Annotated in this window: 16 protein-coding genes and 2 tRNA genes; 10 read left to right on the forward strand and 8 right to left on the reverse strand. The window is 43.0% G+C overall.

From position 1 onward, the window contains the following. The 3 genes from L0P89_RS03650 to sppA are packed head-to-tail and all read right to left on the reverse strand — an operon-like array spanning position 1 to position 5,199. The gene (locus L0P89_RS03650; RefSeq protein WP_235267043.1) at positions 1 to 2,694 is read right to left on the reverse strand and encodes an AsmA-like C-terminal region-containing protein; all 2,694 of its coding nucleotides are present in this window, start codon (positions 2,692 to 2,694) and stop codon (positions 1 to 3) included. Between the two features lie 30 nt (positions 2,695 to 2,724). Next, on the reverse strand, positions 2,725 to 3,432 hold the full coding sequence (locus tag L0P89_RS03655; protein WP_235267044.1) for a queuosine precursor transporter: 708 nt from the start codon (positions 3,430 to 3,432) through the stop codon (positions 2,725 to 2,727). A gap of 6 nt (positions 3,433 to 3,438) precedes the next feature. Continuing rightward, complete coding sequence (gene sppA / locus L0P89_RS03660) at positions 3,439 to 5,199, reverse strand: signal peptide peptidase SppA (protein WP_235267045.1); 1,761 nt, start codon at positions 5,197 to 5,199, stop codon at positions 3,439 to 3,441. A gap of 69 nt (positions 5,200 to 5,268) precedes the next feature. Here sppA and folK point away from each other — a divergent pair, with 69 nt between their 5' ends. Further along, the gene (gene folK / locus L0P89_RS03665; RefSeq protein ID WP_235267046.1) at positions 5,269 to 6,414 is read left to right on the forward strand and encodes a 2-amino-4-hydroxy-6-hydroxymethyldihydropteridine diphosphokinase; all 1,146 of its coding nucleotides are present in this window, start codon (positions 5,269 to 5,271) and stop codon (positions 6,412 to 6,414) included. A gap of 118 nt (positions 6,415 to 6,532) precedes the next feature. On the opposite strand, the gene L0P89_RS03670 is transcribed toward folK, so the two are convergent. Further along, positions 6,533 to 7,069 carry an RNA methyltransferase gene (locus L0P89_RS03670; protein WP_235267047.1) on the reverse strand — a complete coding sequence of 179 codons (537 nt, stop codon included), beginning with the start codon at positions 7,067 to 7,069 and terminating at the stop codon, positions 6,533 to 6,535. A 131-nt stretch (positions 7,070 to 7,200) separates the two neighbouring features. Here L0P89_RS03670 and mutS point away from each other — a divergent pair, with 131 nt between their 5' ends. From mutS to L0P89_RS03705, 7 genes are all read left to right on the forward strand, one after another. Continuing rightward, positions 7,201 to 9,783 (forward strand): DNA mismatch repair protein MutS, encoded by a 2,583-nt coding sequence (gene mutS / locus L0P89_RS03675; RefSeq protein WP_235267989.1) that lies wholly within the window; start codon positions 7,201 to 7,203, stop codon positions 9,781 to 9,783. A 224-nt stretch (positions 9,784 to 10,007) separates the two neighbouring features. After that, positions 10,008 to 10,080, forward strand: a tRNA-Gly gene (locus L0P89_RS03680). A 62-nt stretch (positions 10,081 to 10,142) separates the two neighbouring features. Further along, positions 10,143 to 10,227: transfer RNA gene (locus L0P89_RS03685), tRNA-Leu, on the forward strand. Between the two features lie 242 nt (positions 10,228 to 10,469). Then, a complete protein-coding gene (locus L0P89_RS03690) occupies positions 10,470 to 10,961 on the forward strand; it encodes a DUF4440 domain-containing protein (protein WP_235267048.1) in 492 nt (163 codons plus the stop codon). 218 nt (positions 10,962 to 11,179) lie between these two features. After that, positions 11,180 to 12,874: a hypothetical protein gene (locus tag L0P89_RS03695; RefSeq protein ID WP_235267049.1), complete on the forward strand. Its 1,695-nt coding sequence runs from the start codon at positions 11,180 to 11,182 to the stop codon at positions 12,872 to 12,874. A 44-nt stretch (positions 12,875 to 12,918) separates the two neighbouring features. Beyond that, positions 12,919 to 13,650 (forward strand): hypothetical protein, encoded by a 732-nt coding sequence (locus tag L0P89_RS03700; protein ID WP_235267050.1) that lies wholly within the window; start codon positions 12,919 to 12,921, stop codon positions 13,648 to 13,650. A gap of 671 nt (positions 13,651 to 14,321) precedes the next feature. Beyond that, entirely contained in the window at positions 14,322 to 15,041 is a 720-nt protein-coding gene (locus L0P89_RS03705) for a hypothetical protein (RefSeq protein ID WP_235267051.1), read from the forward strand. A gap of 231 nt (positions 15,042 to 15,272) precedes the next feature. Here L0P89_RS03705 and L0P89_RS03710 read toward each other — a convergent pair whose 3' ends face one another. Both L0P89_RS03710 and L0P89_RS03715 read right to left on the reverse strand, forming a co-directional pair. Further along, entirely contained in the window at positions 15,273 to 15,473 is a 201-nt protein-coding gene (locus L0P89_RS03710) for a helix-turn-helix transcriptional regulator (protein WP_235267052.1), read from the reverse strand. Next, a complete protein-coding gene (locus L0P89_RS03715) occupies positions 15,470 to 15,904 on the reverse strand; it encodes a hypothetical protein (protein ID WP_235267053.1) in 435 nt (144 codons plus the stop codon). Before L0P89_RS03715 ends, L0P89_RS03710 begins: the two co-directional genes overlap by 4 nt. Positions 15,905 to 16,077: 173 nt before the next feature. Here L0P89_RS03715 and L0P89_RS03720 point away from each other — a divergent pair, with 173 nt between their 5' ends. Then, positions 16,078 to 16,590, forward strand: coding sequence for a YfcE family phosphodiesterase (locus L0P89_RS03720; protein WP_235267054.1), 513 nt, complete (start codon positions 16,078 to 16,080; stop codon positions 16,588 to 16,590). An 84-nt stretch (positions 16,591 to 16,674) separates the two neighbouring features. Beyond that, positions 16,675 to 17,931, forward strand: coding sequence for an NRAMP family divalent metal transporter (locus tag L0P89_RS03725; RefSeq protein ID WP_235267055.1), 1,257 nt, complete (start codon positions 16,675 to 16,677; stop codon positions 17,929 to 17,931). Positions 17,932 to 17,948: 17 nt separating this feature from the next. Here L0P89_RS03725 and L0P89_RS03730 read toward each other — a convergent pair whose 3' ends face one another. Together L0P89_RS03730 and L0P89_RS03735 are read right to left on the reverse strand one after the other, a co-directional pair. Further along, positions 17,949 to 19,883, reverse strand: coding sequence for an OmpA family protein (locus tag L0P89_RS03730; protein ID WP_235267056.1), 1,935 nt, complete (start codon positions 19,881 to 19,883; stop codon positions 17,949 to 17,951). A 10-nt stretch (positions 19,884 to 19,893) separates the two neighbouring features. Continuing rightward, complete coding sequence (locus L0P89_RS03735) at positions 19,894 to 20,877, reverse strand: type IX secretion system membrane protein PorP/SprF (protein WP_235267057.1); 984 nt, start codon at positions 20,875 to 20,877, stop codon at positions 19,894 to 19,896. Position 20,878 lies beyond the last annotated feature (1 nt).

A 20,878-nucleotide genomic window follows, 5' to 3' on the forward strand; every position in this document is an offset into this window, starting at 1 on the left:
TCACTCCACAGAATCTTTTTTCTTTTTGCCCAGCAGACCGCCCAAAATATTCTTGGCCGCTTTTTTGGCCGCATCTTCTGTTGAAACCGAATCGGACTGTGTAGCGGTACTGTCTTTTTGTTCTTCTTTGAAGATATCGCCAAGTATGTCTTTTTTTGAGGTAGTAGTCGAATCTGTTTTTGTGGAATCTTCTGTATCGCCCCCGAACAGTCCCCCGATCAAATCTTTGGCGGCATCTTTGCCCTTGTCGACCATTTTCTGTTTTTGGATCTCTACCAATTGTGCCGTCAGTTTTTTGACCCCTGAGGTCAGGTCGGTGCTCACATTTGGATTGGTATAGTTGCCCCCGATAGTGGCGATAACCGGTATGGTCAAATTCTCTAAGCTGTTATCGTCAATTTGGGAAATCAACTTATTGACCTCGGCCCCCAAATACTTCGCGGGCACATCCAACGTTGCGGAATATTGCAACTGTTGGTCAAAGGTATGGTTGCCGTTCACCTTGATCGCAATGTCTTTATAGGTCAAATCGAAGGGCTTTACCTGCACTTTTCCATTGTTGAACGATAGTGAGGTCTTGAGTCCGTTCAGATCTAGCTCTTTCAAATCCAAAAAGTTCAACTTATTGTCCAAGCTGCTCAGCAATGGTGCATTTTTTGGGTTCAGTTCGGTTGAAAACAGTTGTGCCAGCACATCACCTGACAACGAAGCCAAATTAGGGGTGAAATCGTCTTTCAGGTTACCCGATAGCACAATGGAAGAATTCAATCTACCCTCAATCACCTTGGCAATCGGGGCCAATACTTTCAGAAGCTCCATAGACGCAAACGACTCAGAAATCTTAAAATCGTCGATGCCCAAGGCCATATCAAAAACGGGCACCTTTGGTTTTGTGGATACTTTTCCGTTCAGATTCAGTTTTCCACCGAACAAAGATGAGGTAAGATTTTGAAGGGTGGCCGTTTCGTCTTTCACGAGCAATCGGCCTGAAACCTCGGTCAGGTTGAGATTGTCATAGATTACCTGATCGGCCGTGGCATCAATGGTACAATCTAAAAACGAGGGAATCTTCACGCTTTCTTCAATAGGGGAAGAGTCTTGTGTACCACCCGCTTCCGTCGTTTCCCCTACCATGAAATCATCAATAGCGAACGTCTTTGAATTCAACCTGAAATTACCTTCAATGTTCTCGTTGTTGAACAGATACCCCAGCAGATTGGTGATGGTGCCATTGGCATTGAAATCGGTGCGGCCTGTTTTTCCTTCAAAAGAATTCAACGCGACGGTCTGCGGATTAAAGGTCATGGAGGCCGTATTTATCGCCACCGGATGCTTCAGCTCCGGAGATTTGTATTCAAATCCGCTTACGCCCATCGTACCCGTGGTCTTGGTATTTTGATATTGGTGCTGCTCTACCGAAGCCATATCAAAGGCCGTGGATACATCTGCCGTCAAGGTGCCTGAGAGATTATAGTCTTCAGGCACTGGATAGGCCTCGGAAATATTGGCGAGATTGATTTTACCGTCTAAATCGGCGCCTACCCGGGTATTGCCCAATAAGTCGGTAATACGGGAAACCATATCGAACCTATCCCCATCAATTTCAAAAGACAGTTTTTTGATGTGAACATAGGTGTCTTCGGCAATGCCCGTTTGATTGGCCACCTCGGTATCGATGAACACATTTTTGACCGATTTGGGCAAATCAGGATACTTGAACGAAGCGTTATCGGCATTGATATTGATGATGAACTCGGGAATGTGTTCTTCGTCGACAATACCCTCAAACTTTCCATCTACCTCAAAATTGCCCGTGGTCTGCACGTTTTCGATGTTCTTAGAATATTCTTCGGGAATCACGGCCAGAAAGTTTTTGAAATCGGAAGAAGGGGTCTCAAATGTGATGGCTACTTCTTGGTTGTCTTCATTCACCTTTACAAATCCATCAAAAACCAACGGTAATTGGTTCACCAAGGCCTTGTTCTCTAAAAAAGTGTATTTGTTCTCTTTTAAATCAATACCGATAAGGGCCTCAAGGGCTACCTTGTGGTTGTTGAGATAATTGGTGCTATCCATCTCGAACAACACCTTTGCCTCGGTATTGGTGCGTAGTTCTGAATTTTCAAGTGAGAGGTCTCCTGTGCCCGAATGGTTCATTTCTGAAATGACCAGTTTTAACCCTGAAACAGCATCTAGATAACTGATCTTCGAATTGTTGATGGCGTACGATTGCAGATCAAAGGTAAAATTGCCGGAAGTGTTTTCTGAAACTGCACCACTTTCACCACTTTCTTGGGCGATATCGTAATTGGCATTTTCATCGGCATCGACCTTAATGTTCAAATTTGCCCCATCAATGACCAAGCTCTTGACGCCTATGGGCTCATCGGCACCCTTGAACAGTTCTTTGATGGCCATCGTAAGCTGTATGTTCTCTGAGGCAAAAAGGGTATCACCTTCAAAAGGTTGTTTGTTGACCAGTGAAATGCCCTTCAACTTCACTTCGGCATTCGGAAAACTGGCGAGCAAACTCAGATCGGCTTCCTCAAAATCGAGTGTGGCGTTCACATTCTGGTTTACCTTGTTCTTAATGATATCGGCAATCTTTCCTTCCAAAAAAAAAGGAACGGCGATCAAGAGTCCGACAAACAGCAACAATACTATCGCGACAATGCGTATGATTTTCTTTTTCATGGATTTGGGCAATCTTTAGAATTAGGGAAATCAATGCAAGGCAATCTCCTCCCCTATTTTCAACTTAAATCGTTTTCTGAACATATATACGAAAAGATACAGCAATGGGGTATCAAGAAATGCTATAATTATCTTAAAAATAAAGCCGCTGACGACGAGGCCATAAAATTTATTCCAAGGCAGCACACCAAAGACGCACAATAAACCCACCACTGTCAAGGTATCGATGAACTGTGAGGTAAAGGTGGAAAAGTTGTTGCGCAACCAGAGCAACCTACCCTTGGTGAGCCTTTTCCAGAAGTGATAGATCGAAATATCGATGTATTGGGCCGAGAGATAGGCCAACATCGAGGCCAAGACACCCAGAGGGGTAAGGGCAAAGACTTTGGTGAACGTCTTATCATCAACTCCTGAGGAAGGAATAGCCGGGGCCTCATTGGCGACAAAAATGATCAGTATTGAGAAAAACGAGGCAAAAATGCCGGCCGTGACCACTTGATTGGCCTTTTTCTTGCCATAAATCTCTGAAATAAGGTCGGTAATCAAAAAAGTGATGGGATAGGGCAAAATACCCACTGATATCTCAAATAGCGGGGCCCCAAAAATAGTGGCATCGCCAAAGGGCTGCCAATAGAAGAATTTTTGAAAAATGAGGTTCGAGACCACCAATGAGGTGATGAAGAGTGCCCCAAGATACAAGTAGATGGAGAACGCAAGTTTTTTGTCTTTTGGCGTCATCCGCGCTTATTGTATGTTCAAGGTATAGGGCATGCGGGCCTGAATGCCCTCTTGTTGTATCATTTGTTTGAGATCGCGAAGCACTTGATAGGCCTCTGGACCGATTTCTTCCTTGATAAACGATTGGCCTATACTGCTTTTTACGCCTTCAAGATCGTCCATTAAACGTTCAAAATCTGATTTGTACTTTGGATATTTGAGCACCCCATATGATTCTAGTTCAGCAAGCTCAGCAGCTTTTGACAGGGCATCGTCCAAACCGCCCAAAGCATCGACCAAACCCAATCTTTTGGCATCAACACCGCTCCACACACGACCTTGCGCAACAGCATCGACCTCGGCGAGAGACATGCCCCTGCCGTCTGCCACTCGTTTCAAAAAAGTCTGGTACGTATCTTCGATACCTTCTTGCACCACGTTTCGAAATGAATCTGACATAGGCTCAAAAAGGGAATAATCGACTGAATTGGCATTGGTACCCACCTGTTCGGCATTGATGCCGATGTTATCGGCCAATTCACTGACATTCGGTATTGTGCCAAACACCCCGATAGAACCTGTGACCGTGGTCGGTTCGGCCACAATATGGTCGCTGGCCACCCCTATGTAATAGCCCCCTGAGGCAGCCACATTTCCAAAAGAGACCACCATGGGCTTTTCTTTTCTGGTCAATTCGACCTCACGCCAAATAATGTCGGCCGTAAGGGCATTGCCCCCAGGGGAGTTTACCCGTAGCACAACCGCTTTTATCCTATCGTCTTCCCTTGCTTTTTTCAAAGCACGGGTAATGAGACCTTGCCCCAAGTAGTCTTTGTCTCCCTCGCCATAAAAAATTTCCCCTTGGGCATAGATAAGGGCAATTTTATCATTGCCGGTGGCCAGCTTTTTACGGTTGGCCAATTTTGCATAATCAACAAGTTTGACATACTCGATATCATCATCTTCGGAAAGGCCCAGTTGGGTTTTGATCAGCTGGTGGTACTCATCTGTGAAGACCAACTCATCGACAAGACCATTGTGCACCGCATATTCTGGCATTCTAGCCCCCAAGGTATCAGCAATGTTGTTCAATGCCCTGGTACCGATACCCCGTGATTCGCCAATATCGTCGATCATCACATTCCATAATGATGTAATCAGTTCTTTGATCTGTTGCCGGTTCTCATCACTCATTGAATCGGTCAAAAAAGGCTCTACGGCACTTTTATATTTACCATGGCGCACCACCTCCATTTTAATTCCGCTTTTTTCTTGTAACTCTTTGTAATAAAGTACTTCTGTGGCCAGCCCTTTGAAATCGATGCCCCCTTGCGGGTTCAGGTATAGCTTGTCTGCCGAACTGGCGAGATAGTAATCTTTTTGCGTGTAGAAATCTGAATAGGCATACACAAATTTGCCGTTCTCCTTGAAATCTTGGAGTACTTTCCTCAATTCTTGTGCCTGTGCCATACCGGCCATTAAAAAACCTGTGTTCAAGCTGATGCCCTTGATGTTCTCATCATTCTTGGCCACCTTTATGGCATGCAAAATTTCATCAAGCCCCATACCAACCTCAAAAAGGCCCGCAAAAGGGTCTGACTCATCCTTTCCCTGATAATCGTAAATCGGTTCTGTAAAACTGATTTCCAAAACGGAATTCTTTTTTATGGTAACCGTGTCATCAGCACTTCCCATCAAAGCCAGTAAAAAGAAGAACATAATGAAAATGATGCCAAAGGCAATCAAACATCCCAAGATAGCTGCCAAAAGATTTCTCAAAAAATTCATGGTACCCGTTTAATTGAATCGCAAAGATAACCATTGTCACAATGTTTTGTTTACTTTGTTGACCATATCATGGACAAGGCACAAATCGCATATTTATCGATAGGGAGCAATCTTGGTGACCGCCACAACCTGCTTCAACAGGGCATTTTTGAGTTATCAAAACATGTCGGAAAAGTCTTGAAGATATCATCGGTTTATGAAAATCCCCCGATAGGTTTCAATGGCGAACCATTTTTCAATGCCTGTCTTCAACTCGAGACCAGTCTATCGCCTAATGAACTGCTCGAAAGTCTTCTAAAAATCGAAAGGAAATTTGGTCGCGTGCGCTCAGGCGGCAAGAACTTTGGGTCAAGATCATTAGATCTTGATATCATTTATTATGGCAAAGAGATCATCAGCACATCGACCTTGACCGTTCCGCACCCTGAAATGGCCAATCGGCGTTTTGTACTGAGGCCATTGACCGACATAGCACCACAATATTATCACCCGGTTCTCAAAAAAGATACCCGAAACCTGTTGCAGCAGTGCACTGACAAAAGCGAAATGCAAAAACAGCCTTTCAAATTGTATACGTCACGAGTGGCTCTTTTTTCACGGTTGCAATTCATGGCCATCGAGGGCAATATCGGGGTCGGAAAGACCACTTTGACCAAAAAAATAGCACAGGATTTCAATGCAAAATTGATTTTGGAGCGTTTTGCCGATAACCCTTTCCTGCCTAAATTCTATGATGACCCCTCGCGCTATGCCTTTCCGTTGGAAATGTCATTTTTGGCCGATCGGTACCAACAATTCATGGACGATACCACCCAGCTCGACCTTTTCAAGAATTTTTTGGTCAGTGACTACGATATTTTCAAGTCGCTCATCTTTGCCCAAATAACACTGCAAAAAGAGGAATTCAACCTGTATCGCAAACTGTTCAATTTTATGTACAAAGAGGTCAAGAAACCAGATCTATATGTTTACCTCTACCAAAGCCCCAAACGTTTACTCGAAAATATAAAGAAGCGGGGACGACAGTATGAACTGAACATAGAAGCGGGCTATTTAGAAAAAATCAACCGGGGCTATCTTGACTTTATCAAGGGATTGCCAAAGCAAAATACTATGGTCATCGACCTAGATGAACTTGACTTTGTGGCCGATGAAACCGACTATGAAACCATCTTGGAACAACTGCAACTTAGAATTGCCACACTTTTTTCTTAACAAAGTTTTATGAATTTTACTTGCATATAACGATTGGTTTTATTTTATTAGCCCCAGTTTTACTGAAACTAACTAACTCAAACTATATGCAAAACCCTGTCTTCGTGTCAGGGTTTTTCTATTTCAGGCCCTCCAGCTTTGACCAAATATCCCAAACGACCACTCCTGCACAGACCGAAATATTAAGTGAATGTTTGGTGCCGTACTGAGGAATCTCAAGCACTATGTCACTTGCCGTGACCACTTCTTGTTGTACGCCCATGACCTCATTGCCGAAGACCAGGGCGTAGGTTTGGGCATTGTCTACCTCGAATGAATTGAGCATGGTCGCCCCCTCTGCCTGTTCTACGGCCACTATCTTGATTTTTTGAAGCTTCAGTTCTTCAACCAGTTCGAAGATATCTTTTCGATATTCCCAATCAACGCTCTCAGTGGCCCCCAAGGCTGTTTTTCGAATGTCTTTGTGCGGAGGCCGGGCCGTAATACCGCAGAGGTATATTTTTTTGACCAAAAAGGCATCGGCAGTTCTGAAAACAGAACCGATGTTGTTCAGGCTACGAATGTTATCGAGAACAATGACCACCGGAATTTTTTGAGCGCCCTTGAAAGCGGCCACATCTAAACGGTCCAATTCTTCATTTCGCAATTTGCGCATACGTATTTTTCAACTATTGCCCCGAAAATATCAACAAAAATTTTTGGGGCATTGGTAAAACCATATTTTCGGTAAAAATACCCTTTTACGGTTTGGCAACAACAAAGAAAAGTAAGAAGACAACCCCTTTGATGCAGCAGTACAATGCCATTAAGACCAAGCATCCTGATGCTTTGTTGCTCTTTCGGGTGGGTGATTTTTATGAAACCTTTGGTGAAGATGCCATCAAGGCCTCAAAGATTTTGGGCATTGTGCTCACCCATCGCAACAATGGGGGCGACCAGACCGAATTGGCCGGTTTTCCACACCACTCATTGAACACTTATTTGCCGAAGTTGGTGCGGGCCGGTGAACGGGTGGCCATATGCGATCAACTTGAAGACCCGAAGCAGACCAAGACCATTGTAAAAAGGGGCGTGACTGAATTGGTTACCCCCGGGGTGGCTTTGAACGATGACATTCTCAATGCAAAGAGCAACAATTTTTTGGCGGCCGTTCACTTCGGAAGGAACAAATTGGGCGTTTCTTTTTTGGATATTTCCACTGGCGAATTTCTCACTTCGGAGGGCAACTTGGAACAGATCGACAAACTTCTACAGAACTTTTCGCCCAATGAGGTATTGCTTTCAAAAGACCATCGCCAAGAGTTTTTCGAATCGTTTGGAAACCACTGGCATACTTTTTTTCTAGAAGATTGGATCTTTCAGGCCGATTATGCCGAAGAAAGCCTTAACGGCCATTTCAAGACCAAGAGCCTTCAAGGTTTTGGTATTGACCATTTGGCCCAGGGCATCATAGCTTCAGGTGCGGTTCTACACTATCTTTCAGAAACACAGCACCGTCAATTACAGCATATCAGCAAGTTACAGCGCATTACGGAAGAAGAATACGTTTGGATGGACCGTTTTACCATCCGTAACCTTGAACTCTACCAATCGACCCACGAGAATGCGGTGACCCTGCTCGAAATCATCGACAAAACAATTTCTCCCATGGGTGGCCGATTGCTCAAACGGTGGCTGGCACTTCCGCTGAAGAACCCTGAAAAAATAAGGGAACGGTTGTCGATCGTCACCTATCTGTTGCCTAAAGACGCCTTGCTTGAAAAGATACAGCACCATATCAAACAGATGGGCGATTTAGAACGTTTGGTCTCCAAATTGGCAACGGGCAAAATAAATCCGAAAGAAGTGGTGCATTTAAAAAATTCACTCGAGGCCGTCTTGCCCATCAAAATGGCAACGGAACAAAGCGAATCCGCAACCTTGAACGTTCTTGGCCAACAGCTCAATACCTGTGAGCCACTTCGTACCAAGATAAAGCAAATGCTGTACGAAGAAGCCCCCGTTAACATCTTAAAGGGCCAAACGATAGCCAAAGGCTATTCGGAAGAGCTCGATGAATTGAGAAATCTGGCCTTTTCAAGTAAAGACTATCTCGACCAAATGCTCGAACGTGAGATGGGGCAAACGGGCATTTCTTCATTGAAAATATCCTCAAACAATGTATTCGGGTATTACATAGAGGTACGCAACACCCATAAAAACAAGGTGCCCGAGTCTTGGGTGCGCAAGCAGACCTTGGTAAATGCCGAGCGCTATATCACTGAAGAACTGAAAGAATATGAGGCCAAGATATTGGGTGCCGAAGAACGCATCGCGCAGCTCGAGCAGCAATTGTTCGAACAGCTGTTGGTATGGCTGCAAGAGTATATCGGCCCTATTCAGCAAACCGCCCGACTGCTGGCCAAATTGGATTGTCTTTGCGGATTTGCCCAACTGGCCAAGGAAAACGGGTATACGGCCCCTGAAATCGATGACTCGACCCAAATTCGAATCAAGGGCGGCAGGCATGCCGTGATCGAAAAACAGTTACCGTTGGGTGAGAGCTATATTGCCAATGATGTCTTTCTGAACCGTGATGACCAACAGATCATCATGATCACGGGTCCGAATATGAGCGGTAAATCCGCCATTTTGCGGCAGACGGCCCTTATTGTGCTGCTCACCCAAATGGGAAGCTTCGTACCTGCAGAAAGTGCTGCCATAGGCCTGGTCGACAAGATCTTCACACGGGTCGGGGCCAGTGACAATATTTCGATGGGCGAATCGACCTTTATGGTCGAGATGAACGAAACGGCCTCTATTTTGAACAACCTTTCAGAGCGCAGTCTAGTGCTGCTCGATGAGATAGGGCGGGGCACCAGTACCTATGACGGTATTTCAATAGCTTGGGCCATTGCCGAATACCTGCATGAGCACCCTGCCCGTGCCAAAACGCTTTTTGCCACCCATTACCATGAACTGAACGAGATGACCGAAACCTTTGACCGCATCAAGAATTATAATGTTTCGGTCAAAGAACTTAAAGACAATGTACTTTTTCTACGAAAATTGGTCCCTGGTGGCAGTGAACATAGTTTTGGCATACATGTGGCGAAGATGGCGGGCGTGCCCCAGCAAGTGGTGCAAAAGGCCAATAAAATTCTAAAGAAGCTTGAAAAATCGCACAGTAGTGAAGAGATGACCGATACCCTACAAGCGGTGAACCAAGAAATGCAGCTGAGCTTTTTCAACCTTGACGATCCCTTGCTCGAAGAGATCAAAGAAGAGATATTGCACCTTGACATCGATACCTTGACGCCGGTCGAGGCCTTGATGAAGCTCAACGAGATCAAACGCTTGCTCACCAAAAAGAAAAGGGCCTCATCGTAAGAGCCTGTCTAGGGCACGAACATAAAAGGTTTTCACCAAAAGTTCTTTTTGATTCAAAGAATTATTTTAAATTTGCACCTGCCTATCAGCAGACGGGCCCGCATCGATAAAAAGGTGTTTTTGTTCTTATATAACATGCGAAAATAGCTTCCCGATAACTATCGGGAGTAGAGCGTCGAAACTCAGTGGTAGTTTTCGCTTTTTAAAGCTATTTCGCGGCATTTGCGAAAATAGCTCAGTTGGTAGAGCGCCACCTTGCCAAGGTGGAGGTCGCGGGTTCGAATCCCGTTTTTCGCTCTACTTCGACTCCGCTCAGTCACCAAGGGTGGAGTTTTTTTTTAGAAATGAGTCCAAGAAACGCTCGGGTGGTGGAATTGGTAGACACGTTGGACTTAAAATCCAATGGCCATTGTGGCCGTACGGGTTCAAGTCCCGTCCCGAGTACAAAGAGATTGGCCGAGATTTTATCTCGGCCTTTTTCTTTAAAAAACAACTCCCGGCACAATACAGTGTATACTTAATTACAGTAGAATTTTCGACTGTAAAATCTTACCTGATTCGCTATCTTTAGGGCAATGGCAGAAAAGTCTGTTTTGGCCAGCGCACCAATTCGCCTGCTGCTAAGGTAGACGACGTGAAACGTGCCATACCGTGACCATTGTCAATAAACTTAATACCTACCTCCTATGATTCAAATAGTCAAAACAATAATGCCAAAAGCGCTGTTCTATACCGTTCTCATCGGATCATTACTGCTTACATCCTGTAAGCAAAAAGAGAATGAAGTGAACGACGGTACAGATCAAGTAGATATGTCTGTTCTAAAAAAAGAGATAGCGTCTCGTCTTCGTGATTATGAGAACAATTTGCGAAATGGAGACTCGATTGCTTTAGGTGCAATGTACATGGAAGACGCAGAAATAATTCCCTCAACTGTCGGTCGAGAAAATATTGTTAAGGCTTTCGGAGCTATGATCAGAGATGGCATTACGGGCTCAAGTTTTAAAACCGTAGGTTTATGGGGCAATGATCAGTTACTTGTTGAGGAAGGTACGGGTGAGTGGTCTCATGAAAGCGGCCAAGTTGTTGGTCGTGGAAGGTATCTTTTGGTTTGGCAAAAAGACAATGGCGAATGGAAAATATTGAGGGACACCTGGTTTCCAGAAAAGACGGACTAAACACCAATGCACAATAATACCTATAATTCAGGGTGGTTGCATGCCACACCAACCCGCCCGAACGTGCCGTTCGGTACAGGCGGGAATAAAAGTATTAATCAACAGTTGGATTTGTCACGCTTCGTCAAGCTCAGCACGGGCTTTTGGAAATCTCACGATTAACAACGCCGCCACAAACCATGGCCTTGACCGTTGGCAATAATGTGAAAAATAAAAATATGAAAAAATCATTTCTTCTTTTCTTCAGTTTGGTTATTACTGGTTTATCATTTGCACAGTTAACCGACAATACGAAACGTGAAGGAGATAAAGCAGACCCTGCCATTAATCCGATCTATGCGTATTATGAATGGAAAAACGAAATTCCTGATGATTGTCCCTATGAACGCTCTGAAGACATTGCCAAAGTCATGTTCACTGGCCGATTTGCCAATTATACAGCTGCCGACACTTGGTATTTGCAATCTGCAAGCGATGGAAATCTCTATTCTCCCTGGACCGATGGGGAAATGGAAGGCTTTTCGACAAACTCAAATATTCGATCAAATGCAGTGGGGCAAGCCAAGGTGATTGGCAAAGATCCTGTCAACCTTAAATTTGAAAACCTTGGCAGAATGTGGGCGGGTGGCACCAATTATTACCCTTGTGTGAGTCTTATCGCAGATGACGTTTTCTATATAGGCACGTACAATGCCTTTAATCATGAAGGTTATTTTAATGGGTTTAGATATTCAAAAAATTGGAATCATTTTACGGCCAATACAGAGCCCGAATGGCAAAACGAATATTGGATCAACGCCATTGATCCAGATGGTAACTTTTTCAATGAGACCGGTAAAGCAAAATTTCGTACTGTTCATGCGGTAAACTTTGCCAAAAATAACAAGGCGGAAGATGGTCGCATTTATTTGAGCGCACATGGATATAGCTCCGGAAGTGGGCAAAACAACTGGGATAAAGGTGACGCCATCTATTTGTGCAGATCTGATGCAACACCCGGGGGCATTACCAAAGCAGAAAGCTATGAGTTTTTTGCAGGGCATGCGAAAAATGGCAAACCAATATGGGCCAAGGGCGTAGAGAATGCCAAGCCTATTGTGGATTGGCCCGACCATCTTGGTAGTGAGTCCATTACATACTTTCCAAAGATGGAAAAATATATCCTCATGACCTGCAGGTTAAAGGAGAATGAAGAAAATCTTCCCTACAACATTACCATTTTTTGGGAAGCAGATGAGATATCAGGGCCTTACAAAATTGTTCACTACATGAAAGATTGGGGGGCTCAAACTTATTTTCCCAACATAACACCCCAATTCATCAATGAAGAGGGCACGAGTGCATGGATGACAGTTGCAAGCAATTATAGCGTGCAGAACATCAATCCTCACCAAAATCGCTATGCGGCTTCAATGCACGAGTTTGCTTTTGTTTTAAAAGATACACCCTTTAAAGAGGTAAAGCTGAATCTAAAAAACATTGCCCCATTGGCGAAAGTTTGGGCAACATCATCTGAAGAAGACAGTAAACCAGAGGCCGTTATTGATAACGTCATTGATATTGAAAACAAGGACAAAACAAAGGAGTGGATTTCTCACGAAGGAAAAGGTGCCATGATCAAATTGGAATGGGATGAAGAAAAAGTGATAGACAGAATACGAGTATATGACAGTCCGGCCAGCGACCGTTGGACCAAGGAAGGCTATTTTGTATTCAGTGATGGTTCCATGGAATGGATGTATGCCGCCCCCTCAAATAGTGCCCAAACTCCAGCAGAGATCAAATTTCCACCAAAAAAGGTGAAGTGGGTAAAGTTTACCATCACCGACGGATTTGCTGAAATGTCAACTGCGTGGCTTCCCGGGCTGAGATTGGGGGTTTCGGAGATTCAAGTATTTGAGGTTAATCGATAAACCATTGCCAACAATGTATACCATTAAATCATAAAAAATACCAAATGAACATGCGCTATATTTCAATGACCGTTCTGGTCTTTCTGCTAAGTTGCCAAACCAAAAAGAAAGAAGTTAAAGATGACGTTCAAAGTGTTGCCCCAGAAAAGGCCCTAAAAAGGTCTGTTGAGACCAATGTTCTGATTTCTAACCACCTCCCCAAAATTGAAATTAAGGTGGATAATGAATTTGACTTCATTGGTCAATTTGATTTTGAAATACTGGCATCTTCCGATGAATACCCTGAAGATGTGCAAGGGAAACCAGTAGCAGCGGGCGAACGATATATTTTTGCCGCCATTGATGATGATCGTTACATAAGCAAGCTCTTTATAGTTCAGTTTGAAGGATTTTTGCCCGAAAATGATTTCATATATAACTATAATTTTAGTGCCGCAGACTCCATAGGTGAAAATAGATATCGTCACAATACCTGGTTCTATGACAGTAAAAAATTGGCCCAAGAAAATCCGAATGGAGAAGGTGCTAAAACAAGAGCTTTTTTAGAAGGTAAAGGTTATGTGCTGGAAGATGAATTTATGATGTCGCGTTTTGTCGGTTTGGCCAGTGAAGACAGAAAAAACGAAATCATTATTTTTTATCTCGAAATGCTGAATAAAACTACTGGAATCTCTTTGGAAGAATATGAGAATTCGATAGACGATGAGAAAGCTGAGTCTATCAGAAATTCATTTGTAGAGCGCTCGAGAAAGAGTTTTGACATAACCAAAGGATAACGAACGGTATACTGCTATGGCCATAATTCATTGTGTTTTAGTACCACACCAAAACAAATGGCTGATTATGGAAAGTCCTAGTCCATAGAATTGCTTATCGAATAAATATTTGGAAAGCCATAGTAGTCACCATAAATATCTTTGGAAATACCCGATTCATTAACTTTGGTGAACATCGCCCCATTAAACCGGCCAACAACCGTGAATAATCTAGCGCTTGTCGATAGAATTTGACATTTTGGCATAAATGTTCGAACTTATATAGCTTTTTGCTTTGCAATAACCTATGCAATTATTGGTAGATTTTGGCGTTTGGTTAAGTAAAAGATTATAAAAAGTTTATGATTGTCAACTGTAATTTTGGCACAATATTTTAGTCCTTTAATATGGAATATTATGCGGAATGAAGGAAATTTCGCATCATTTTAATTTTTTTTTGTTATGTTTAAAAATCTTTTCAAATACATATACGAGAACATAACAAACCAACTAATGACAAGAACGTCCACGATTATTAGAAACAACCGCGGGGAGGATACAGGTCTGAGGGGTAACAACGATGGGTCATTGACAGTTGATAAGACTGTCTTCTTCAAAAGGCCAGTAGTTAGAGAGCTTTTAACAGAAATTAGCGAAAAAGTATTGGCTAAAGCCGGTAAATAAGTCGGATTATGCCTTATAATTTATTGTTGCTCCCATTAATAGGGGGGTACTTCTTCATTACCACTTTTGTCTATCTAAAATATAAGTACAGACGCTTATCAGCCCAAAGAATACTGTTTGCATCGATAATAACGGGAACCATTTTTCTTTTCATTGTTTTTATTATAAGAGCGATTTTGTATTGGTATTTTCCTGAACTTAAGGATCTCGTTTTACTTAAGCTCGATAATTTTCCCTTAAGAAAAATCGATTATCTATGGACTGCCATCTTCACCTTTCTATTAGCATTCATAGGAACTCATGTAGCCAATGGGGTATTATCAATAATAGGGTACCGCGGTTTGCCCAACCCGATGGCCTGGGCCGTCAAACGCTATGGAAATGAATTGGAACAACTGTTTATGCAATCTGCAATCGATGGGTCAGCTATCCAAATTACATTGAAAAATAGAAAGGTCTATATTGGTTTTGCAACAGAAATACCAAAACCCGGGGAGACCAATTATCTAAAATTGACCCCGATTCTAAGTGGTGCCAGAAAAAGTGAGACCATGGAATTTAGGGTTACCACAAATTATTTTGTCGCTCTCAAGGAAATTGAGAACGAATATTTTGGCGCACCTCGCTTCAATTATGATATCACGATAAAGCAAGATGAAATCCTGACTGCAACCCCATTTAATCCTGAATTGCAATCATCTTTGGAAAAAATGGAAAAAAAGAACTAAGGACGATATTGTTAACACAAAAGGCATATAGAAATACCATTAGCAAAAATCAATGAATTAGAACATTTGCTGATAAACCTTTTTTTGTCTTCTTATCACTGATATGGTGCTTGATTATTTCTGCTTTATGCCAAATATAGTTCTGCACCCCTAAGAAATGAATATACTTGAAATTTAAAGGGTAACCTCTCACCCAATGTGCAGAAAAGCCAAAATCTAAGTTTCGGTCTTTTAATCTCCTTCTTCAAGTTCAAAAATCTCATTGACCGAAATGCCGAACACTCTTGAAAGTTTTAACGCCAATAGCGTTGAGGGCACATAACGGTTTTTTTCAATGGAATTGATGGTCTGCCGTGACACACTCAACAGGTTGGCCAACTCTTCTTGGGTCAAATCTTTTATGGCCCTTTGTACCTTCAAATTGTTTTTCATTTCATTGCACGCTTCAACATATTGAAAAACATGATCTGAATCAACAGAATGAACAAAATCACCTGAAAGTAACTAGTACTCATTTCTGCTTTGCCATTGACCAAATAATTTACTCCATATTCCACATACGGCTGTATAAGGGTGTATAAGACCCCCATGATGAATGCCAGTCTATAGCTCAGCCCCCTAAGACTTACCATCAATTCATCTTCAACCTTTTCTTTTGAAATGGACACTATTAAAAAACCCAGAATCATCAAGTTGTGCATTATAGGTTTGACCCACTCTGGCCCATCGACAAATTTGTTGGCCACCATGAGCAAAAAAGCTGCGATGACAATGATCCATCCTATTTTTTTATACCGATTTGACAATTGAAAATTGCCCCAGCGACGTAGTTTGGCAACTTCTGACTCACAAAACTCTTTCATAATTATACGGTTTAATCACTGTAAAAGTATAGTTTTTTTTACTTAATGACAAATAAACTTTACATTTCATTACAGCACACTTCTTTGATTCCCGTTGAACCGTGATGTGCAAATACTGTCTCCGAAATACAGATGGATTTTCTAATTTTAAAAGATGCTAAACTAGATTGTCCATGAAAACCACCATCATCTCTGACATACACGACCATGTCTGGAACCTTCAAAAAGCACTTGAAAGGCCCGAATTACAGGCTACGGAGGCACTTATTTGCTGTGGTGACCTTTGTTCACCCTTTATAATCAAACTTTTGGGGCAAGGGTATGGTAACCCAATCCACATCGTGCTTGGCAACAACGACGGTGATGTCGCTTCTATCGTTAAAGTGGCCCAAAATTTTTCGAACATCCATATTCACGGCGAATATTTCAGGGGTGATTTGGGAGGCATCTCGGTTGCCGCAAACCACTACCCCGAAAAGGCTCGATCGTTGGCCGAAAATGGGGGTTATGATGTAGTCTGCTATGGTCATAACCACATCTTGCTCGCTGATGAAATGGTCGGTGATACCCTACTCATCAATCCTGGGGCCATTATGGGCTATCATGGCGGCGAACTAAAAGACCTGTCCGCCACTTTTTTGGTTCTGGACACCGAGACACGCGAAGCAACAGTTTATCACTTGTAGAAACACTTTGCCGTAAAATGCAGTTTTTTTCTCCCATCCCATAAAAAAACCTATTTTTAGTGCACCGCATCTTTTGGCTTTTCTATGTCAAAGTTCAGACGACTGATAAAACTTGTAGGGCCTGGGCTATTGTTTGCCAGTATGGCCATCGGCACCTCGCATCTGGTGCTCTCTACAAAAGCAGGTGCCCAGTATGGCTGGGTTATGGTCATCCCCATCATTTTGGCCAATGTACTGAAATACCCCTTTTTTGAATTCGGTGTCAGGTACACCAACGTGACCCACAACAGTTTGATACAGGGGTATCGAAATTTGGGCAAAAGCTATCTCTGGGTCTATGCACTGGTAACCGTAGTATCTATTTTCACATTATTGGCCGCCCTTTATGTGGTCACTTCCGGATTGCTCATCAATCTTTTAAAGATATCGGGAATAAGTATCAGCATGACCGCTTTGGGCCTTTTTGCCTTTATCAGTACCCTGCTCATCATTGGGCGGTATAAATTTCTGGAGAATTCATTGAAAGTGGTCATTTCCATCTTGTTTGTGGCCCTTTTGGTCACTACGGCCATGGTACTGTACAAAGGCCAAATCGAGCCCGTTGAAAATTTTCAGCGACCTGAAATATTCAACGAAGTGGGCATTTTATTCCTTATCAGTCTTATGGGATGGATGCCCACAGCCGTCGAGGCCTCTGGATGGGTAAGCTTATGGAGCATCGAAAAACTTAAGGCCACCGAAGAAAAACCAACAGTCAAAGAATCGCTCAGTGAGTTCAATCTGGGCTATTTTATGACAGCCCTGCTCGCCATTTTCTTTTTGATCATTGGTTGGATGACCTTATACGGTTCTGGCACAGAGCTTAGCGGCAATGCGGTGGTCTTTGCCGATCAAGTGGTCAACCTTTTTACCGCCCATATTGGCAACTGGGCCTATATTTTTATAGCGGTGGCGGCCTTTGCCACCATGTTCAGCACCTGTATGACCGCTCATGATGCCATCGCTAGGGTCAGCCTCGATGTGTTGGACAAGTTGTATCCCAATAAAAAAGTCTTTACCCAAAAATCTTCTTCTTTTGCCTTAACAGTTTTGCTCATGGCTCTTATCAACTGGATCGTCATCACGCTGTTCAGCGCCAATATGGGGCAATTGGTGGCCTTGGCCACTTTCGTTTCTTTTGTGATGGCCCCTATCGTGGGCTGGATGAATCTCAAGGCGGTACTGGGCAAGGATATGCCCATGGCCTACCGTCCCAAAAAAGGACTGCAGGGACTTACCTATGTCGGAATGGTCTTTCTTTCGCTATTTGCACTTTACTACTGTTGGGTGCTCTGGTTCTAACGGCACACCATTCAAAATCAATCAAATAGAATATTGTCGTTCAAGATCACAATAAGCGAACGCTGGTTCTGTAGGTGCAGCATTTCCAAACAAAACGCCCCGTTGTGACAATTGTTCAAAATTTTCTGTTCACCATACCCAATGGAATACAAAATATTGGAAGCGGGCACACCCTTTTGAAGCAAGTATTCTTTAATGGCATCTGACCGGCCCTGAGTCAACCTAAAGTTTGCTGCACTACCGCCACGGCTATCGGTATGGGTCTCGATGCGCAATTGTACCGCGGGAAACTGCCCAACAAAACTCACTACTTTGTCCAACTCCGTGGCAATTTCAGGAGTAATCTTCTTTAGGCCTCTACCAAAGTAGAATTTACGGAGCTTGATTACCTTTTGGTCTTCTTTTTCTTCTACCAGATCATCGTATGCTGCTAGGCCTATAGGTATCTTGAAACCTTCCTTTTGATCTAATCCTTCCAAAAATTGGAGTTTTTCGGCAAATAGTGAGTGTCGATCTTTGGTGGCCTGTAAAACTACCTCTTCACGCCAAGGAATCTCCAATCGATAATCACCATCTTCATTTGTGTATACCTCTTTTAAGACACCGCCATTGCCATCCATTACACGTACAACAGCTTTGGCCACTCCTTCATCATTATCGTATGACTTGATGACCTTTCCACGCAGCGCAATCGTTTTTAGACCTGGTTTTCGGTCTACCTTGAACCCATAGATATCATCCTTGCCTTTACCCCCAGGCCTGTTTGACGAAAAGTAGCCCAAAAGCCCATCGCCCTCATTCTTAATAATGAGCCCAAAATCATCGTCTGTCGAATTGATTCCCAGACCCAAGTTTACGGGAATACTGAAACTGTTCTCCCCTTCCAGATTACTCTTATAGGTATCCATGCCACCAAGGCCATAGAAGACATCTGAAGAAAAATAAAGACTGTTCTCAAAAATAAATGGGGCTATCTCATTGCCTGGCGAGTTGATACGTGACCCTAAATTGACCGGTGCCGACATAATTTGGCCGTTATTGGTAGCGACATAATAGAGGTCGGTGCCCCCATAACTATCCTCAAAATTTGCCGCAAAGTAAAGCCTTCCGGTTTCAGCATGGTAGAACGGGTAATAGAAAGAGGTGCTCAGGTCACGCAATAAAAGCCTAAAAGGGCCATTGATGATCTGCATACCTATTGCCAATGCATTCTTGCCATTGTCATCGAAGGCCAATTCACCATCCTCGGTATTTGAAAGCACATACAGAATCGCATGTAAATTATCTGAATAATAGGGTGTTGCCTTATGGTAATTGGAAGTTGGTACGCCCGTATAGGGGTTGGGATTCAAGATTTGACCGTCAGCACCGATTTGCCCTACAAAAAGATCAAGGTATGATTCAGCCATCGGGGCATATTGCTTTTTATTTTCTTGTGGCCGACCGCTACTGAACAACAGTTTCTCTTCATAGAATGAAGGAGCGAAATCTGATTGCGGACTGTTACTTTCTACATTGAAAATCTGATAGTCCAATTCGTTGGCCACGTTCGATTGAAGCAATTCTCTATTGAAATCGGCATTTTCAAGGAGCTCTTGTTGCAAGTTGTCAGCTTTGGTGGCCAAAAAAGCCATCACCCTTTCGTTATTGCGGGTCTTTGAAAAACTTTGCAACATCTTGTTGAAGTGATGGTTACCCATTAAACTGTCTTTCTTATAGGCTTCAAGATACATCTGTGAGGCCTTGTCAAAAGCATTGGTCTTAAAATAGGCATCTGCCAAATTCAGCTCTTGCTGGGGACTCAGACCCTTTTCGGCCTTTTGGGCCTCATACTCCGCTATGGCCTGCTGGTAGGCATACTGAAAGAAATAGTTATCGCCCTTCGATTTTTTGTCTTGACCGGCCATACAAGTGAATACCAGTATAAAAACAGCCCATAAAGTAGATTTCATGATCTTCATCTTAAAAAAATCTCGGTGAATCTATTTGTTTGGGTTTCCCCTTTAATTTATTCTTGTTTTTACTGCCCTTTGTACGGGAACCACCATCACCACGGCCTAAGTAAAATTTCAATATGGCCTCGTGGGAGCCGCCACTGAAATCACCCAATCCGTTGGTATTGTAATCATACGAATAACCCAAGAACATGCCGTTCGAAATCTGGAAACCTGCCAAACCACTAAAGGCGTTGTCGAAACGATAAGCGGCCCCAATGGTCAATGCATCGATGAACTGAAAGTTCGCCGATAGATTTACATTTACCGGAGCACCGCTTATGGCATTTACTAAAAAAGCGGGTTTGAACTTTGTACGGTCTGACAAATCAAAAACATAACCCCCAATGAAGTTATATTGCATTTTTTCGGTTACCAAGGTCGCCACTTCATCATCCAATAACGCATTGGTCAAAAAGTTGGGAATGGAAAGCCCTAAATACCAATTGTCATCATACATAAAAGTACCCGCACCAATGGTCGGATTGAAATTGTTCAACTCTTGTTGCGTGATTACGGGTTCATTCGGATTCTGAAGATTGCCTTTTGATAAATCTATATCGAAAATTGCACCGCCCACGTCTATACCAAAAGACAGTTTTGCGGTTTCAGAGATATTGACCTGATACGAATATGATATATCAACGAAAGTCTGTGTGACAGGGCCCAGTGCATCGCTTATGGCATTGATTCCTATACCCATTTTCTCGTTTCTCAAGGGGAAGTTTCCCCCAAATCGAAAATTTCTGGGTGCGCCGGGTATATCTATCCATTGACTTCGATACAAGCCAGAAATCTCGGCATTTTCAACCGTGCCCACATAAGCCGGATTGAAACTACCTATATTGTACATGTATTGGGTGTACTGCGGTTCAATTTGGGCATTACACAATATCACTGCTTGTAGCATTACAAACAGCAGTAATAGTGGTTTTTTCAATGCACTCTCCATG

The sequence above is a fragment of the Muricauda sp. SCSIO 65647 genome, assembly GCF_021534965.1.
Classification (GTDB): Bacteria; Bacteroidota; Bacteroidia; order Flavobacteriales; family Flavobacteriaceae; genus Flagellimonas_A.

What these genes read in the sequence shown, in the direction of transcription:
- L0P89_RS03650 (WP_235267043.1), bottom strand. Translation starts at nt 2,694, where the DNA reads ATGAAAAAGAAAATCATACGCATTGTCGCGATAGTATTGTTGCTGTTT.
- L0P89_RS03655 (WP_235267044.1), bottom strand. Translation starts at nt 3,432, where the DNA reads ATGACGCCAAAAGACAAAAAACTTGCGTTCTCCATCTACTTGTATCTT.
- sppA (WP_235267045.1), bottom strand. Translation starts at nt 5,199, where the DNA reads ATGAATTTTTTGAGAAATCTTTTGGCAGCTATCTTGGGATGTTTGATT.
- folK (WP_235267046.1), top strand. Translation starts at nt 5,269, where the DNA reads ATGGACAAGGCACAAATCGCATATTTATCGATAGGGAGCAATCTTGGT.
- L0P89_RS03670 (WP_235267047.1), bottom strand. Translation starts at nt 7,069, where the DNA reads ATGCGCAAATTGCGAAATGAAGAATTGGACCGTTTAGATGTGGCCGCT.
- mutS (WP_235267989.1), top strand. Translation starts at nt 7,201, where the DNA reads ATGCAGCAGTACAATGCCATTAAGACCAAGCATCCTGATGCTTTGTTG.
- L0P89_RS03690 (WP_235267048.1), top strand. Translation starts at nt 10,470, where the DNA reads ATGATTCAAATAGTCAAAACAATAATGCCAAAAGCGCTGTTCTATACC.
- L0P89_RS03695 (WP_235267049.1), top strand. Translation starts at nt 11,180, where the DNA reads ATGAAAAAATCATTTCTTCTTTTCTTCAGTTTGGTTATTACTGGTTTA.
- L0P89_RS03700 (WP_235267050.1), top strand. Translation starts at nt 12,919, where the DNA reads ATGAACATGCGCTATATTTCAATGACCGTTCTGGTCTTTCTGCTAAGT.
- L0P89_RS03705 (WP_235267051.1), top strand. Translation starts at nt 14,322, where the DNA reads ATGCCTTATAATTTATTGTTGCTCCCATTAATAGGGGGGTACTTCTTC.
- L0P89_RS03710 (WP_235267052.1), bottom strand. Translation starts at nt 15,473, where the DNA reads ATGAAAAACAATTTGAAGGTACAAAGGGCCATAAAAGATTTGACCCAA.
- L0P89_RS03715 (WP_235267053.1), bottom strand. Translation starts at nt 15,904, where the DNA reads ATGAAAGAGTTTTGTGAGTCAGAAGTTGCCAAACTACGTCGCTGGGGC.
- L0P89_RS03720 (WP_235267054.1), top strand. Translation starts at nt 16,078, where the DNA reads ATGAAAACCACCATCATCTCTGACATACACGACCATGTCTGGAACCTT.
- L0P89_RS03725 (WP_235267055.1), top strand. Translation starts at nt 16,675, where the DNA reads ATGTCAAAGTTCAGACGACTGATAAAACTTGTAGGGCCTGGGCTATTG.
- L0P89_RS03730 (WP_235267056.1), bottom strand. Translation starts at nt 19,883, where the DNA reads ATGAAATCTACTTTATGGGCTGTTTTTATACTGGTATTCACTTGTATG.
- L0P89_RS03735 (WP_235267057.1), bottom strand. Translation starts at nt 20,877, where the DNA reads ATGGAGAGTGCATTGAAAAAACCACTATTACTGCTGTTTGTAATGCTA.